The sequence below is a fragment of the Acidobacteriota bacterium genome, from assembly GCA_028875575.1.
Classification (GTDB): Bacteria; Acidobacteriota; Terriglobia; order Versatilivoradales; family Versatilivoraceae; genus Versatilivorator.
Genome location: JAPPDF010000054.1, coordinates 61,398 through 75,927, shown reverse-complemented (window position 1 = coordinate 75,927; position 14,530 = coordinate 61,398). Strand labels below are relative to the sequence as shown.

The window sequence follows — 14,530 nt, the reverse complement described above, 5'->3', positions numbered from 1 at the left end:
CTCGACCGTAGTGACCGCTACGCTCTTCGCTCCCGAGCACGCGCTGAGGGGAAAATGACTGCGCCATGATCACACCCCCTGGTGAGAAATGCGGGCTAGGCGCCACGGGGGAGGGTTCAGCGAGCCCTTTCGAGGTAGGCGCCGCTACTGGTGTCGACGCGGACTTTCTCGCCCGCATTGACAAAGGGAGGAACCTGGACCACCAGTCCCGTTTCCAGCTTGGCAGGTTTGTTGACGCTGGAAGCAGTGGCGCTCTTGAGGCCGGGTTCGGTTTCAACCACCTCCAGGTCCACCGTGGTGGGGAGCTGAATCCCGACGGGAGTCTGCTGGTAGAATTCGACCCTGATGGTGATGTTGGGGACCAGGTAGAGCATGCTGTTTCCCAACAGATTTTCGCCCAGGTGAACCTGCTCGTAGGTGGTCGTGTTCATGAATATGTAGTCTGTTCCGTCCTGATAGAGATATTCCATCTCCTGCTGCTCCAGAGCCACTCTTTCGATGGTGTCGACGGAACGGAATCGGTGGTCGATGAGGGCTCCGGTCCTCAGATTCCTGAGCTTGGATTGCACGAATCCCCGTTTGTTTCCAGGGGTCAGGTGGGTAAAGGAAAAGACCGAAAACAACTCGCCGTCTTTTCGAATCACCATTCCGCGTCTTAGGCTAGTGGCCGATATCATAGTCCTTGTCCTCCAACCTCTCCGGTTGCCGTCACTGCCTGTTCCCGCGCAGAACTTCCGGCTTCCTCGCGGCTTTCTCTCATCATTCTCTCGATTTCGTCCACTTCCCGCGGCAATCCCCGGGAGAGTATCCGGTAACCGTCCCGGGTAACCAGGACGTCGTCCTCGATACGGACTCCGAGGTTCTCCTCGGGAATGTAGATTCCGGGCTCGATGGTGATCACCATTCCGGGCTCCAGGGGGCGACTTCGATCGCTAACCGGGTCGTGGACATCCAGCCCCAGGTGGTGTCCGGTCCCGTGGATGAAGTAACGCCCCAGCCTTCGTCCCTGCCGGTCTCGGCCGCGGCTGTCAATGGTCTGGAAAGCCGCTTGATAGATGGAACCATCGCGGTCGAACGTCGCTCCGGGGCGAACCTGCTTCAGGGCGGCCTCCTGAGCCGCCAGGACGATATTGTAGATTTCCTTCTGCCGGGGAGTGAAACGGCCGCTGACGGGATAGGTCCGGGTGAGGTCGGCGCTGTAGCCATCGAACTCCGCTCCAACGTCGATGACGACCAGGTCCCCGGAGCTCATCCGGCGATTGTTCTCGGCGTAGTGAAGTATGGTGGAGTTGGGCCCCGAGCCGACAATGGAGGGGAATGCGGGCCGGGTGGCTCCCCGGCTCCGGAACTGGTACTCGATGGCTGCCTCCACTTCGTATTCGTAGCGGCCGGGACCGATCGCAGGGAGAGCGTGACGGTGGCCGGCAATGGTGATCTCGACGGCCTGCCGAATTTTCTCGATCTCCCATTCCGATTTCTTCATGCGGAGGAAAGCCACCTCGGGATCGGAATCCAGGATTTCCGCATCGGGTAGCCAGCGGTGCAAGCGCACCCAGGGTTCCGGGCAGCACTTGTCGGTGGCCTGACGGTGCGGGCCGGGCGAGAGGTTGGTGTATACCTTGCTCTTGGCAGGGACTCGTTGAGCCAAGGCATCCGGCAGCTCGTCCAGACTCAGGACCTGCCGCAGGCCCAGGCGGTGGGCCGTCTCGGGTCCGGGCGCCATTCGGACTCCGGTCCAACGCTCCTGTTTCGGGTCCCGCCTGGCCAGGAAGAGGGTTTCCCGAGGACCATCCTCATCGGGGATCAACAGGAGCACGGCTCCAGGCTCGGTGCAGCCGGTCAGGTAGAAGAAGTTCTTGTCGGGAACATACTCGTTCAGGTCGTTGTGGCGCCGGTTGAACAGGAGTGTCACTCCCTCCTTCGCCCTCTGGAGGTAAGCGGTTCGTCTGGCTTGAGCCTCCTGTCCGAGTTGCGAGTCCGAAGGAGAGCCGGGCTCCGACAGCAGCAGAAGAGTGCCGGCAAGGCATAGATGGCTCAAGAGATTAGGCCGCATTGCTTGTCGGGATTACCTCTGGTTTGCCCTGGACGAACCGTACCGTCCTATGGAACGGGATTGCCGCTAACTGAATAGTGGAGAGTGGAGAGTGAAGAGTGGAGAGTGGTCAGCGGAGGGTTTCGGGAACCGGCAAGCGCCTGATGACCTGGTTGCACCTATTGACGGACTTCATCGAGATCGACAAGAGACTTAACGCTTGGATCAAATAACTATCCACTGATCACTATCCACGAATCACTCAATCCGGCCGCGTCAGGAAGCCGTTTTGGGCAGCAGCGGCGCTCGCCGGCCGTCCAGGAAGCGAGCCAGAGGGGCTTGAAACAGAGACATGAGGCCGGTGAAGACATAGCCCACCAGAAACAGCATCAGGAAGGGCAGCGTGAAGTAGTTCCCGTTGGACCAGGCGAAATAGACGGTGAAGGCGAAGTAGACGCCCAGCCCCAGTTCCAGGAAAGGAGTAAAGCCCATTTTCCCCCGGTACTTGCGTTTGGCGGCCAAACCGTCGCCCGCCGAAGCAATGCAGTGCTTGGGAGTTCTGCGAAAGGCGGTCTTTCTGCCGGCGATAGCCTCCAGAACCGCCAGCGAGTTGCTCACCGACAGGCCGATTCCCACCGACAGGAGGAAGGGAAGGTACTTCACCTTTTGCACCCAGCCACTGGCATCCAGCTCGCGCTGGGAGAGCGCGTAAAAGGAAGAGACCGACATGGTCGCCAGCATGAAGAGCGGCAGGTCTATGAAGAGCATCTGAAACCAGCCCTGATAGAAGCGGACGATCATGGCGGGCAGGAAGATCAGCGAAAACATCACCATCAGGGGGTAGGAGCAGTTGGCGGAGAAGTGGAAGGCGGCTTCAATCTTGACCCTCAGCGGCAGCCGAGTCCTGAAGATGGTCGGGAGCAGCTTGATCCCCGTTTGCACCAGCCCCTTGGCCCAACGGAACTGCTGGCTCTTGAACGCGTTCATTTCAACCGGCAGTTCAGCGGGGCAGACCACGTCGGGGAGATAGATGAATTTCCAGCCTTGAAGCTGGGCGCGGTAGCTCAGATCGGTATCCTCGGTCAAGGTGTCGTGCTGCCACCCGCCCGCGTTCTCGATGGCCTTGCGCCTCCAGATCCCGGCCGTGCCGTTGAAATTGAAGAAGAGCCCCGAACGGTGCCGGCCACCGTGCTCCATCACGAAGTGACCGTCCAGAATCATGGCTTCTGTCCGGGTGAGAAGGCTGTATTCGGAGTTGATGTGCCCCCATCGGGTCTGCACCATTCCGACCTTGGAGTCGGCGAAATGGTGGATGGTCTTGCGCAGGAAGGAGGGCTCGGGCACGAAGTCGGCGTCGAAGATGGCCACGAGTTCGCCCTTGGCCACCTTCAAGCCGGCCTCCAGGGCCCCGGCCTTGTACCCCTGGCGGTCTTGTCGATGGAGGTAGTGAATGTCGAAGCCGGCCTGGCGAAAGCGTTCCACGCACTGGCGGGCCAGAAATCGGGTTTCGTCGTTGGAATCGTCCAGAACCTGGATCTCCAGCAGGTCCCGGGGGTAGTCCAGCTTGGTTACCGACTCGACCAGCCGTTCGACCACAAACAGCTCGTTGTAGATGGGGAGCTGGACCGTGACCATCGGGAGCTTGCCGAGCTTTTGCTTGAGTTGAGGCTTTCGATCCCTGTTTTTAAAGTAGAGGTAAACCAGTTGATAGCGGTGCAGCCCGTAAATGGCCAGGATTCCCAGTATGATAAAGTAGGGAATCAGGACGAAGAAATCGAACGCGTCCAGGCTGTGCTGGGCGCGCACCCCGTCCAGAAAGGTTCGATAGGGACCTGAGGGAAACAGAAGGGTCTGAAGATCCCGAATGAAGCTCTGTCCTGGATACTCAAGGTGAAACACGGGGCTGGATCAACCTAATCTAGCGGGATAGGAGGGACAACGCTCCGGCCCCGGCCACAAGGGCTGCCTGGGACTCAAAGGCTGGCGCTTCCGGGACGAATTTCATACGGTTCCTAAATTGCGCTCGGCCAGGATGAACGGGCCGGGAGGCTGGGCCGACGCAGGATCTCGATTCGCAGGGTGAGCTTCTGAAAATTGATACGTTTGCCGCCGCAACCAAGGAACCCCAAAATCCCTCGCACTATACTCTTGCCTCCAATAAAGATCAACTGGTTTTCAGGAACGGGATCGGGTGGATAGCCCACCCCTGCTGGCCGTTGTGGGGCCTGCTGGCCTGCGGGTTGACGTCGGCGTTCCTCTATCGGAGTCTGCCTAACCTGGCGCCGGTCCAGGAAAAAATTCCGGAGTTGGTGACCCTCTACCTGGGTCTGTTCCTCCTCTATCTGCTCTCCCTTTGGCTGTCACTGCAGACGCCCTGCGGTGTAAGAGCCAAGCTGCCCCTCATACTCTTCTTTGCCCTCGCCTTCAGGCTGCTGCTGTTGCCGGCCGCACCGGCGCTGTCCGACGATGTCTACCGCTATCTGTGGGAAGGCTATCTGCAGACGGAAGGGATCAATCCCTATGAACACAGCCCGCAATCGCCGGAACTGGAGGACTACCGAAACCCTGTCTGGCCCTCCGTCAACAACAAGGAGGTCTCCGCCATATATCCCCCCTTCGCCCAGATGGTCCATGCGCTCTTCTACCTCGGTTTCGGCTCCGTTACCGGCTTCAAGCTGGCCTTCCTGGGGGTCGAGGTCGGGCTGGTGGCGGCCATTCTGGCCCTCTTGAGACGGAGCGGTCGGCCGCTGGGTGGCGTCCTGGTCTACGCCTGGAATCCGTTGGTGGTGATCGAAGTGGCCTGGAGCGGGCATCACGATGTGCTGGTGGTCGGACTGCTGCTCTGGGCTCTGTTTCTGCTGCAGATTCGAAGCAGGGTAGCCGCCATGGGTGTGCTGGCGGCTGCCGTTCTTTCCAAGCTCTATCCCTTGATCCTGGCGCCCGCTTTCCTCAGGGGAATGCCGGCCCGCTACTGGGGATGGCTGGCCGGGTTCCTGTTGCTGATGCTGGCGCCCTACGTGGGCGCGGGAAGCCGGCTTCTGGCGGGCTTGGGCCTCTACCGCCATCAATGGCGTTTCAACGGGTTTCTCCATTCCTGGCTGACCGGCCAGGGCTTCTCTCAGATCTGGGTGGAGGGACTGGTGGGGGTTGCGTTGTTGACACTGCTCTGTGTCTGCTGGGTTCGAGGAACCTGCAGGCTGCGGCAACTCTATTGGTTGACCGGCGCCGTGCTTCTCTTCTCCCCGACCCTCTTCCCCTGGTACCTGGTCTGGATCGTTCCCTTTCTCTGCTTTTTCCCCAATCCGGCCTGGCTGCTGCTGTCAGGCCTGTCGGTTCTGTCCTACGAGGTTCTGAACAACTGGTCTGTCCTGGGAATTTGGCGGAGCGACCCGTTTTTTCTGAAGTTGCAGTACTATCCTTTTTGGGGGATGTTGGTGTTGATGGAAATTCGAAGTCTTTGGCGGCGGAGGCTGAGACCTGCCCAATGAATCGGACGCACCACATTGCGGTGATCGACGACGAAAGGGAGAGCCTGGCTGCGATCTCCCGTGCTCTCAGGAGAGTCGGGTACCAGGTGGATTCCTATGAGGACAGCCAGGCGGCCATGGCTCAACTGGACCGGTTCAAGCAGTTCGACCTGGTCATCACCGACTTGAAGATGCCTCGGGTAACCGGCATGGACTTGCTGAGGGCGGTGCGATCCGTCAATCCGGAGGCCGGAGTGCTGATGGTGACGGGACATGGCACGGTGGAAACCGCGGTGGAGGCCATGAGACTGGGGGCCGACGACTACATCCTGAAGCCCCTGGACTTGTTCGAGTTGCGGGACCGGGTGCGACAGATCCTGGAGAGCCGGGCACCCGGCGCCCGGGGGTCGGACCCGGCCGTCCGGAGCCTTGCCGGCGCCGCCACCCGGATTTTAGGCGATTCCCCCGTCATGCGGGATCTTCTCAAGCAGATCGCCACGGTCGCGCCCACCCGCTCCACCGTTCTGCTGCTGGGCGAAAGCGGCTCCGGCAAAGACCTGGTGGCCCAAACCCTTCACGAAAACAGTCCGCGCAGAGACCGGAATTTCCTGCCCTTGAATTGCGCCGCTCTCAGCCCGACCCTGCTGGAGAGCGAGCTGTTCGGCTACGAGGCCGGAGCCTTTACCGGAGCCCGCCAACGGCGCCTGGGAAAGCTGGAAATGGCCGACCGGGGAACGCTCTTCCTGGATGAGATCGGGGAGATGCCACCGGAGATGCAGGTGAAGCTGTTGAGGTTCCTGGAGACCCGGGAAATCATGCGAGTCGGGGGGAATGCGTCTCTGCAGTTGGATGTCCGACTCATCGCGGCGACCAATCGGGATCTGGTCGAGGCCGTCAGTCAGGGGACCTTCAGGACCGATCTCTACTACCGCCTCCGGGTGGTGACCCTGCGGGTGCCTCCACTCAGAGAGCGGACAGGGGACATCCCGCGGCTGGCCTGGTCGTTTGTTGAGGCCTTCGCGGCCGAGCATCGCAAGCGGATTCACAGGCTCGAGCCGGAGTTGCTGGACCGGCTGGTGCAGCACCCCTGGCCGGGAAATGTGCGCGAACTGCGAAACCTGGTGGAGAGCCTGGTGGTATTCTGCAAGGGAGACACCCTCAGGATGGAAGATCTTCCGCCGGACCTTCGCATCGGCGAGCCGGCCCCACCGCCGGGCTCGGAGGCGGAACCGCCCCGATTCGCGGACCTGAATCTGGACACCATCGAGCGCCAGGCGGTTTTGCAGGCATTGGAGCGCAGCCAGGGCAATCGGCAGCGGGCCGCCAAGCTCCTGGGAATGGGCTTGAGGACACTGCAGAAGAAGCTCAAGGAGTATGGACTGACCGCGCGGCGGCGGTAGCGGGTTGTGTGGAGAGTGGAGAGCGGAGAGTTGTTGGTGGACAGCCGTGCCCCCGCCCTGCGATGCGGAACTTACACTGTGAAACAGGGACCCTTCAAGACATTGATCGGCGGTCAGTGTTTGGTGGAGCGATTGGGGAACAGGCAAGTGCCCAATGATCCGGTTGCAAGCATTGAATGATTGCGGCGAGACCGACCAGATGCTTGACGTGTCGATCAAATAGCTCTCCACTCTCCACTATTCACTTTTCACGTAAGCCACGCTGCCGTCTGATGCGACGGAGGGGCTGATAGAGGGCGAAGCAGGAGTGTTTCAGGTAAGTGGATAGATTTGGAATTCGCGCTATGATTAAGGTCCTGTTGAGTGGCGGTGCTCCCTTGGGGTGCTTGCGTGTGGCCATCACCGTGGCCGGGGGTGATCGATGGGTGGGACCATCAAGCAAGTCGGCATCATCGCCAAACCCAAGCTCAAGACGGTGGCCCCTGTCATCGGTCGGTTGCAGCAATGGTTTGCGTCCCGGGGGGTCGACTGCGCTCTGGAGCAGGAAACCGCGGCTATCGTCAATGAACGGGGAATGCCCAAGTCGGAGATCCCCGGCGCCTGCGACCTGATCGTGGTCCTGGGAGGCGACGGTACGCTGCTCTCGGTGGCGCGCGTGCTGGACTCTTGTCGGGTTCCGATTCTGGCAGTCAACTTCGGCAGCCTCGGGTTTCTGACCGAGATCACACTGGAGGAAATGTTCCCCACTCTGGAGCTGATCCTGCAGGGGAAGGCCAGTGTTCAGCGTCGAATGATGATCGATGTGGCAGTGGTTCGCGACGGCAAGCCCTTCGCAGACTATAGGGCCTTGAACGACGTGGTCCTGACCAAGGCGGTGCTGGCGCGGATCATCGACATCGACGTCCGGATTGACGGCCACTTCGTGGCTACCTACAAGGCTGACGGCCTGATCGTGGGCACCCCCACCGGGTCGACCGCCTATACCCTTTCCGCCGGCGGCCCCATTCTCTATCCCACTCTGGGGTCCATGCTGGTAACTCCCATTGCCTCGCACACCCTGACCTTCCGCTCGCTGGTCGTGCCCGATTCCGCCTCCATCGAATTGAGTCTGAAAGCCACCCAGGAGTCGGTATTTCTGACCGTCGACGGACAGACCGGCCTCGATCTGCAGGGAGACGACCGCATTCGGGTCCGCAAGTCCGCCAGCACGGTCGAATTGATTGAATCTCCCGGTAACAGCTTCTTCGACATCCTGAGGCGCAAGTTGAAGTGGGGCGAGCGCTAAGGGGGCCGGACTCGCCTGAAACGGAAAAAGAGTAATCCACCAAGGGCCACGAAGCGTGACGATTCTGCCGCATCGGCAGGGCTGCGGCCCGGCAAGCTGGCGTACGCCCCCTCGAGGGGCAAGAGTGATGGGAGGAGGCACCCCACCCGGGAGCGCGGGCGTCCCGCCCGCATGCGCTGTCGTTGCGTGCCGCTCAGTTTCCCTGCGAAGGGGCAGCCGGCCACCCTTCCGTCGGGAACGGCATGGGGCCGTCCCAAGCAGAGCCCCGGCGCCGTTGCCGGTCGAGCCGCGCCGAGGAGATGGCCGAGGCAGTGCCAGTGTTGTGCGGGCGGGACGCCCGCGCTCCCGGGTGGGCTCCTTCCCATGACAGGGTCACACCAAGGGGACGAAATTGCAGTAGCATTTCGGCGCCGCTTGTAGTTGAAGGAGATCCATCCGTTGGCCAATGCGAAGAAAGCTTCCTTCTTCAAACAGGTGTACCGCGTGGTGGGCGCCATCCCTTCCGGGCAGGTGCTGACTTACGGGCAGATCGCCACCCTTGTGGGTACTCCCTATTTGGCCCGTCAAGTGGGTTGGGCCATGCACGGCTGTCCCCCGGGCCTGCCCTGGCAGCGGGTGGTAGGCGCCGGAGGACGCCTCCTGACCCGTTCTCCCAATCCGCCGGGGGGCTCCCTGCAGCAGCGTCAGCTGCTGGAACAGGAGGGAGTCCTGTTTACCGGTGAGCGGGTGGATATGAGTCGACACCAGTTTATTCCTCCCAGAGGATTCCTCAAGAACCGGAAATGATCGTCCCCCAGGCGTAGCTCGGGTGTCGCGGTGTACGGGGCATGCTGCCACTGCATGCAGCCGCGGGCGCCAGCCACGGCGCAGGCCGTTGGAATCCCCATGTTAAGATGGGCCGGCGCAGCCTGCGGGTGTCACCGGCGGCGCGTTTCTGTATGGGGGAGGCCATGGCAGGGTGGAGTTGGAGTCGGCGGCTCGCCGGGCCCGCGTTGCTCCTGGGACTGCTTGGATGGGGGTGTCGGGCTCAGGCGCCGGGCGAAAACGTCCTGCTGCTTTGCGCGGCCGCCAGCACCACCGGCGTGGTTGAGGAGATCCGGGATCGATACACACGTCAAACCGGCCAGGCGGTCGAGCTGAACTTCGCCAGCACCGCAACCCTGGCGACACAGATCCGCAGCGGAGCCGAAGCAGACCTGTTTCTAGCGGCAGACGAAGGTTGGACCCGGGTCCTCACCGGCATCCCGGGTCTGGTGGCGGACCGGATCGATCTGCTGGGCAACGGTCTGGCGGTGGTGCTCCCCACGGGGAGTCAACGCTCCCTCCGATCTCCTCGCGAGCTGCTGGAGGCCTCCTTTGCCTCCGTTGCCATGGCCAATCCCGACTCCATGGTTCCGGCGGGTCTCTATGCCCGGGAGGCTTTGGTCCGGCTGGGCTTGTGGGAGTCGCTGCGGTCCAGGATGGTTTACGGGGATAACGTCCGGACAGCGCTGGCCTACGTGGAGACCGGTAGCGTGGCAGCCGGGATCGTCTATCGAACCGATGCACTGGCCAGCTCTCAGGTCGATCTGGCCCTTGAGATCGCTCCAGGGCTGCACCGGAAGATCCGATATCCGTTGTTGCTGCTGAGCCATGGCGGGCGTTCCGACGCCGCGCGCGATCTGTTCGAATACCTGCAGGGCGCCGAGGCGACCGCCCTGTTCCGGAAGCACGGCTTCACCCGCCTGTCCGAAGCCAGGCCGGAGTAGCGCTCTTGAATTTCCGGATGCATTGGTTGACAGCTTCCTTCATCGTCACAGAGACGGGTTTCCATGGAATTCAGCGCCGCCGAGTGGTCTGCGATTCACAATAGCCTCAGGGTCGGCCTCTTCGTCGTGCTGGTGAGCCTGCCCCCGGGGGTATGCCTGGGCTATGTGTTGGCCAGACATCGATTTCCGGGGAAGTGGCTGGTGGAGGTGGCAGTCAACCTGGCGTTGGTGGTGCCACCCGTGGTGACCGGTTACCTGCTGCTGCAGGTCTTCAAACCGGCGGCCCCGGTGGGCGGGTTCCTGGGCCAGACATTGGGTCTCAGAGTGGCTTTCGAGTTTCCGGGACTGGTGGTGGCGGCAGCCGTGATGAGTTTCCCCTTGATGGTTCGGGCCATCCGGCTCGGCTTTCAGTCGGTGGATCCGAACCTGGAGACCGCGGCCAGGACTCTGGGCGCGGGTTGGTGGAGAACTTTTTTCACCGTCAGCTTGCCGCTGGCCCGCAACGGCGTCATTGCCGGTTGCGTTCTGGCCTACGCCAGAAGCCTGGGGGAGTTCGGGGCAACCGTCATGCTGGCCAGCCAGCGAGAGGGAAACCGGACCATCCCGCTGTTGATTTACACCTTGAAGGACCGGCCCGACGGGCTGGCTTCCATCTGGCCGCTGGTGGCGGTTTCGCTGCTTCTGGCCGCCGCCGCGCTGGTTGCCAGCGAATATCTGGAACGCAAGGGGTTGCGGCATGAGTCGGCTTGACTTCAACTGCCGTCACCGGTTCCCGAGCGGGTTCGAGGTCGACCTTGCTTTTGAGGCCACCGGCCTGGTGACCGCCTTGTTCGGCCCCTCGGGAAGCGGAAAGACCAGCGTGCTCGGCATGATCGCCGGCTGGTTGACGCCGCAATTCGGCCGGATTCGGCTGGGCTCGCGCTGGCTCGACGACAGTCGGGCCGGAATCCACCTGCCCACCGAGCGCAGGCAGGTCGGAATGGTGTTCCAGGACCATTGGCTCTTCCCACACATGAGCGTCGCGGACAATCTCGGCTACGGGCAACGGCGCCGGAGGAGCGGTCCTCCCATTCTCCTCGAAAGGGTCGTGGAGGTGCTGGAGCTTGAGGACCTGGTGCGTCGCTATCCCGGGAGCTTGTCGGGGGGTGAGCGCCAGCGGGTGGCTTTGGGGCGGGCATTGTTGAGCAACCCGGAACTGCTCCTGATGGATGAGCCGCTGGCTGCTCTGGACGAGGCTCTGAAGCTCCGGATCCTGGCCTATCTGGAAAGGGTGGTCACGGAATGGAACATTCCGACCCTGTTCGTCAGCCACGGACAGGCCGAGGTGCGCCGATTCGCCCAGCAGGTGGTGGTGATGGAAAGAGGGAGGGCGGTGGCGGAGGGCACGCCGGAAGAGGCGCTGGGACAGCCCACCCCCTTGGGATGGACCCATTCGGCCGGGCCGGTCAATCTGCTCCGGATCGATGGAGCCATGCTGCGCGGCGACCAGTGGGTCGGAAGGCTGGGAGGCCAGGAAATGAAGCTCCCCGCGGTGCACTGCGATCCCTCCCACCCGCTCTTTGTCCGGTTCCGGCCCTCGGACGTGACCCTGAGCCTTGAGGATGTCCGGGGGCTGAGCATCCGAAACCATGTTCGGGGGGTGGTCAGCCGCATGCTGGAGTTGGCGGGCGGATTTTTCGTAGCGGTGGACGTGGGCCAGATCCTGTGGGCCGAGGTGACCCCCGCTGCAGTGCGTGACCTCGGGCTCCAACCGGGCTCGCAGGTGACCTGCCTGATCAAGACCCGCAGCCTGGAGGTGGTGGGTTAGCCCGCAAGTGTCACCGGGGGCGGGCCGCGCCCGCAGCCCGCGCCCTCCTGAAAGGGCGCGCCGATTTCGAGAGGCGTCGGACGACTCCCAAGGAGCAACCTCATCAGCAAACGTCCCTCCCTGCCAGTCTGGATTCGACTGAGGGCAGAGTACCTGGCAGCCCGGCTCTTGCTTGGTATCTTCGGCACTCTCCCCCGTGGGGTTGCCCTGTGTCTGGCCCGGGGAGTTGCCACCCTGGCCCATCGGAGCCTGGGCCATCTCCGCCGCACCGCAACCCGAAACCTGAACCTGGCCTTTCCCGACTGGACCTCCGAACAGACCAAGGCCGTGGTTCGGGGAGTCTTTCAGAACTTTGGAAGATTGCTGGTCGAATTTGCAAGGCTGCCCAGGCTCAACCGTGACAATATTTCCCGGGTGGTGGTCTATGACGGCTTTGACCATTTCGCCGAATCTCTTCGCCGGGGCAACGGCACCCTTTTTCTGACTGCCCACTACGGAGCCTGGGAGCTGTGTCCCTTTGCCCATGCGCTCTATGGCCACCCGCTGAAATTCGTGGTGCGGCCGATCGACAATCCCTACGTGGACCGTCTGGTCAACGCCTACCGAACGGCTTCCGGCAATCAGGTCATTCGTAAGAAAGACTCCTTGAGGGAAATGCTCAGGACCCTGAAACGGAACGAAGGGGTCGGCATCCTGATCGATCAGAACACCACCCGCGACGCGGGGGTCTTTGTGGATTACTTCGGCCTGCCGGCCTGCACCACCACGGTCCTGGCCGCCCTGGCATTGCGAACGGGAGCCACCGTCATTCCAGGCGTGCTCATCTGGGACAGCACCCGCAAGATCCATCGACTCCACTTTGAGCCGCCGGTCGAGATCGTCCAGACGGGCGACACCCGTGCCGACATCGTGGAGAACACGGCCCGCTTCAACAAGATCCTGGAAGGCCTGGTCAAACAACACCCGGATCAATGGCTCTGGGTTCACCGCCGCTGGAAGACCCGCCCGCCGGGCGAGGTGTCGCCCTATTAGGCGGGGGAGGGCATTTCCCATGAAATCCGTTTCACAGGAGCCGGCAGCACCCATTCTGGTGGTGGCGGGCGAGGCTTCCGGAGACATGTATGCCGCCGAGCTGGTCCAGGCTCTAGGAACCAGGCTGGGCGCCTCCGGACCTGCCTACTTCGGGTGCGGCGGCCCGGCTCTGCGGCAGGCAGGGATGGAGATCCTGGTAGACAACCGGCAACTGAGTGTGCTGGGGCCTTTCGAGGCCGTTTCCCATCTGGGCCGGTTTTTTGCCGCCCTGCGACAACTGGAGACTGCCGCCAGGCAAAAGAAGCCCCGCTGGGCTATTTTGGTCGACTTCCCGGACTTCAACCTCCCCTTGGCCAAACGGCTCAAGCGACAGGGTATAGGCGTATTCTACTTCATCAGTCCCCAGGTCTGGGCCTGGCGGAAGCGCCGGGTGCATGCCCTTCGACGATGGGTGGACCGAATGATCGTCATTCTGCCCTTCGAGGCCGACTTTTACCGGCGATACGGGATGCAGGTGGAATACGTTGGTCACCCGCTGGTGGACCGGGTGAAGACTTCCTGCTCGCGGGCTCAGTTCCTGCGCTCATTCGGTCTGGTCGAGGACCGCCTGACCATCAGCCTGCTTCCAGGCAGCCGATCCGGGGAAATCCGGTTCAATCTGCCGGCCATGGCCCGCACGGCGCGGCGGCTCCAGTGGGAGCATTCGGCGCAGTTTCTGGTACCGTTGGCCGCTCCCTCGCATGCCCGGCTGGTCCGCGGTCTGATCCGGGACGAGGCCCCCGGGCTCTCGGCATCGCTGGTCGAGAACGACACCTACAACAGCGTGGGCCATTCCGACCTGGCGGTGGTTTCCAGCGGTACGGCCACCCTGGAGGCCGCCCTGTTGGGAACTCCGCTGATAGCGGTTTTCCGGATCTCGATTCCGAGTTGGATTGTGGGCCAGTATCTGATCGATGTGCCCTACTACAGCCTGGTCAACCTGATTGCCGGTCGCGGGATCATCCCCGAGCTCTACCAGCAGGACTTTACCGACGACCGGCTCTATGCCGAGATCCGGAAGTTTCTCACCGAATCCGGTTGTTCCGCGCGTGCTAGAATGGCGCTGTCCGGAGTCAGGGAAAAGCTGGGTCGGGGAGGTGCCGTCCCGAGGGCTGCCGAGAGCATTGCTTCCTGGATGGAAGCGGGACCGAAAGGGGGATGATGCAGGCCGGTGTCCTGTCTCAGAAATAATGTTGCCATCTCCGATGGAGGTTCCACCGGGAAACTGTCGGTTCGATAGATTCTTCGCGCTTCAGCGCACAGGCACCGTTCTGCTTCCCTCCCGGGAACCTCCATCGGCCCTCCGGGTTCGGGCGGAACGGCGCTGTCTTCGTCGTCGCTCCTCCTCGCAATGAATGGCATTGGCTCGTCGTCGCTCCTGGAATCCAGTGCCGTTGCGCTCCGAAAGATGACAACCCTGTTTCTGAGACAGAACACTAGCCCGCATTTCTCACCAGGTCGCTGGAGTCATGATGAAAGGCCATTTATTTTCAGGAACTTGTTCCCCCGATTGGGATGCCTAGCGGTTACAGACGGCGCTGGGCGTGCCCTGGCTTGTCCTTTTTCCCTCAGCGCATCCATGCTCGCTCGACCGTAGTGACGGCTACGCTCTTCGCTCCCGAGCACGCGCTGAGGGGAAAATGCCTGCGCCATGTTCACGCCCCCTGGTGAGAAATGCGGGCTAGTCCGGGTCGATCTGGCCGGTTGCCTGGATTTTCAG

12 protein-coding genes are annotated in these 14,530 nt (G+C 62.1%); 9 read left to right on the top strand and 3 right to left on the bottom strand.

Annotated features, from left to right (window positions below):
• Positions 1-116: 116 nt before the first annotated feature.
• From efp to OXI69_08735, 3 genes are all read right to left on the bottom strand, one after another.
• Positions 117-677 carry an elongation factor P gene (gene efp, locus OXI69_08745; protein MDE2666225.1) on the bottom strand — a complete coding sequence of 187 codons (561 nt, stop codon included), beginning with the start codon at positions 675-677 and terminating at the stop codon, positions 117-119.
• A complete protein-coding gene (locus OXI69_08740) occupies positions 674-2,053 on the bottom strand; it encodes a Xaa-Pro peptidase family protein (GenBank protein MDE2666224.1) in 1,380 nt (459 codons plus the stop codon). Before OXI69_08740 ends, efp begins: the two co-directional genes overlap by 4 nt.
• A gap of 255 nt (positions 2,054-2,308) precedes the next feature.
• Positions 2,309-3,931, bottom strand: coding sequence for a glycosyltransferase family 2 protein (locus OXI69_08735; protein ID MDE2666223.1), 1,623 nt, complete (start codon positions 3,929-3,931; stop codon positions 2,309-2,311).
• Positions 3,932-4,272: 341 nt separating this feature from the next.
• Between OXI69_08735 and OXI69_08730 the strand changes: the two genes are divergently transcribed.
• From OXI69_08730 to lpxB, 9 genes are all read left to right on the top strand, one after another.
• A complete protein-coding gene (locus OXI69_08730) occupies positions 4,273-5,520 on the top strand; it encodes a hypothetical protein (protein MDE2666222.1) in 1,248 nt (415 codons plus the stop codon).
• Positions 5,517-6,899 carry a sigma-54 dependent transcriptional regulator gene (locus tag OXI69_08725; GenBank protein ID MDE2666221.1) on the top strand — a complete coding sequence of 461 codons (1,383 nt, stop codon included), beginning with the start codon at positions 5,517-5,519 and terminating at the stop codon, positions 6,897-6,899. Before OXI69_08730 ends, OXI69_08725 begins: the two co-directional genes overlap by 4 nt.
• Before the next feature lie 421 nt (positions 6,900-7,320).
• Positions 7,321-8,184 (top strand): NAD(+)/NADH kinase, encoded by an 864-nt coding sequence (locus OXI69_08720; protein MDE2666220.1) that lies wholly within the window; start codon positions 7,321-7,323, stop codon positions 8,182-8,184.
• A gap of 438 nt (positions 8,185-8,622) precedes the next feature.
• A complete protein-coding gene (locus OXI69_08715) occupies positions 8,623-8,970 on the top strand; it encodes an MGMT family protein (GenBank protein ID MDE2666219.1) in 348 nt (115 codons plus the stop codon).
• Between the two features lie 41 nt (positions 8,971-9,011).
• A complete protein-coding gene (gene modA, locus OXI69_08710; GenBank protein MDE2666218.1) occupies positions 9,012-9,932 on the top strand; it encodes a molybdate ABC transporter substrate-binding protein in 921 nt (306 codons plus the stop codon).
• A 63-nt stretch (positions 9,933-9,995) separates the two neighbouring features.
• Entirely contained in the window at positions 9,996-10,682 is a 687-nt protein-coding gene (gene modB / locus OXI69_08705) for a molybdate ABC transporter permease subunit (GenBank protein ID MDE2666217.1), read from the top strand.
• Complete coding sequence (gene modC, locus OXI69_08700) at positions 10,669-11,739, top strand: molybdenum ABC transporter ATP-binding protein (GenBank protein ID MDE2666216.1); 1,071 nt, start codon at positions 10,669-10,671, stop codon at positions 11,737-11,739. The genes modB and modC overlap by 14 nt, the downstream gene beginning before the upstream one ends.
• Positions 11,740-11,907: 168 nt before the next feature.
• A complete protein-coding gene (locus tag OXI69_08695) occupies positions 11,908-12,771 on the top strand; it encodes a lysophospholipid acyltransferase family protein (protein ID MDE2666215.1) in 864 nt (287 codons plus the stop codon).
• 19 nt (positions 12,772-12,790) lie between these two features.
• A complete protein-coding gene (gene lpxB / locus OXI69_08690) occupies positions 12,791-13,972 on the top strand; it encodes a lipid-A-disaccharide synthase (protein ID MDE2666214.1) in 1,182 nt (393 codons plus the stop codon).
• Positions 13,973-14,530: the final 558 nt, after the last annotated feature.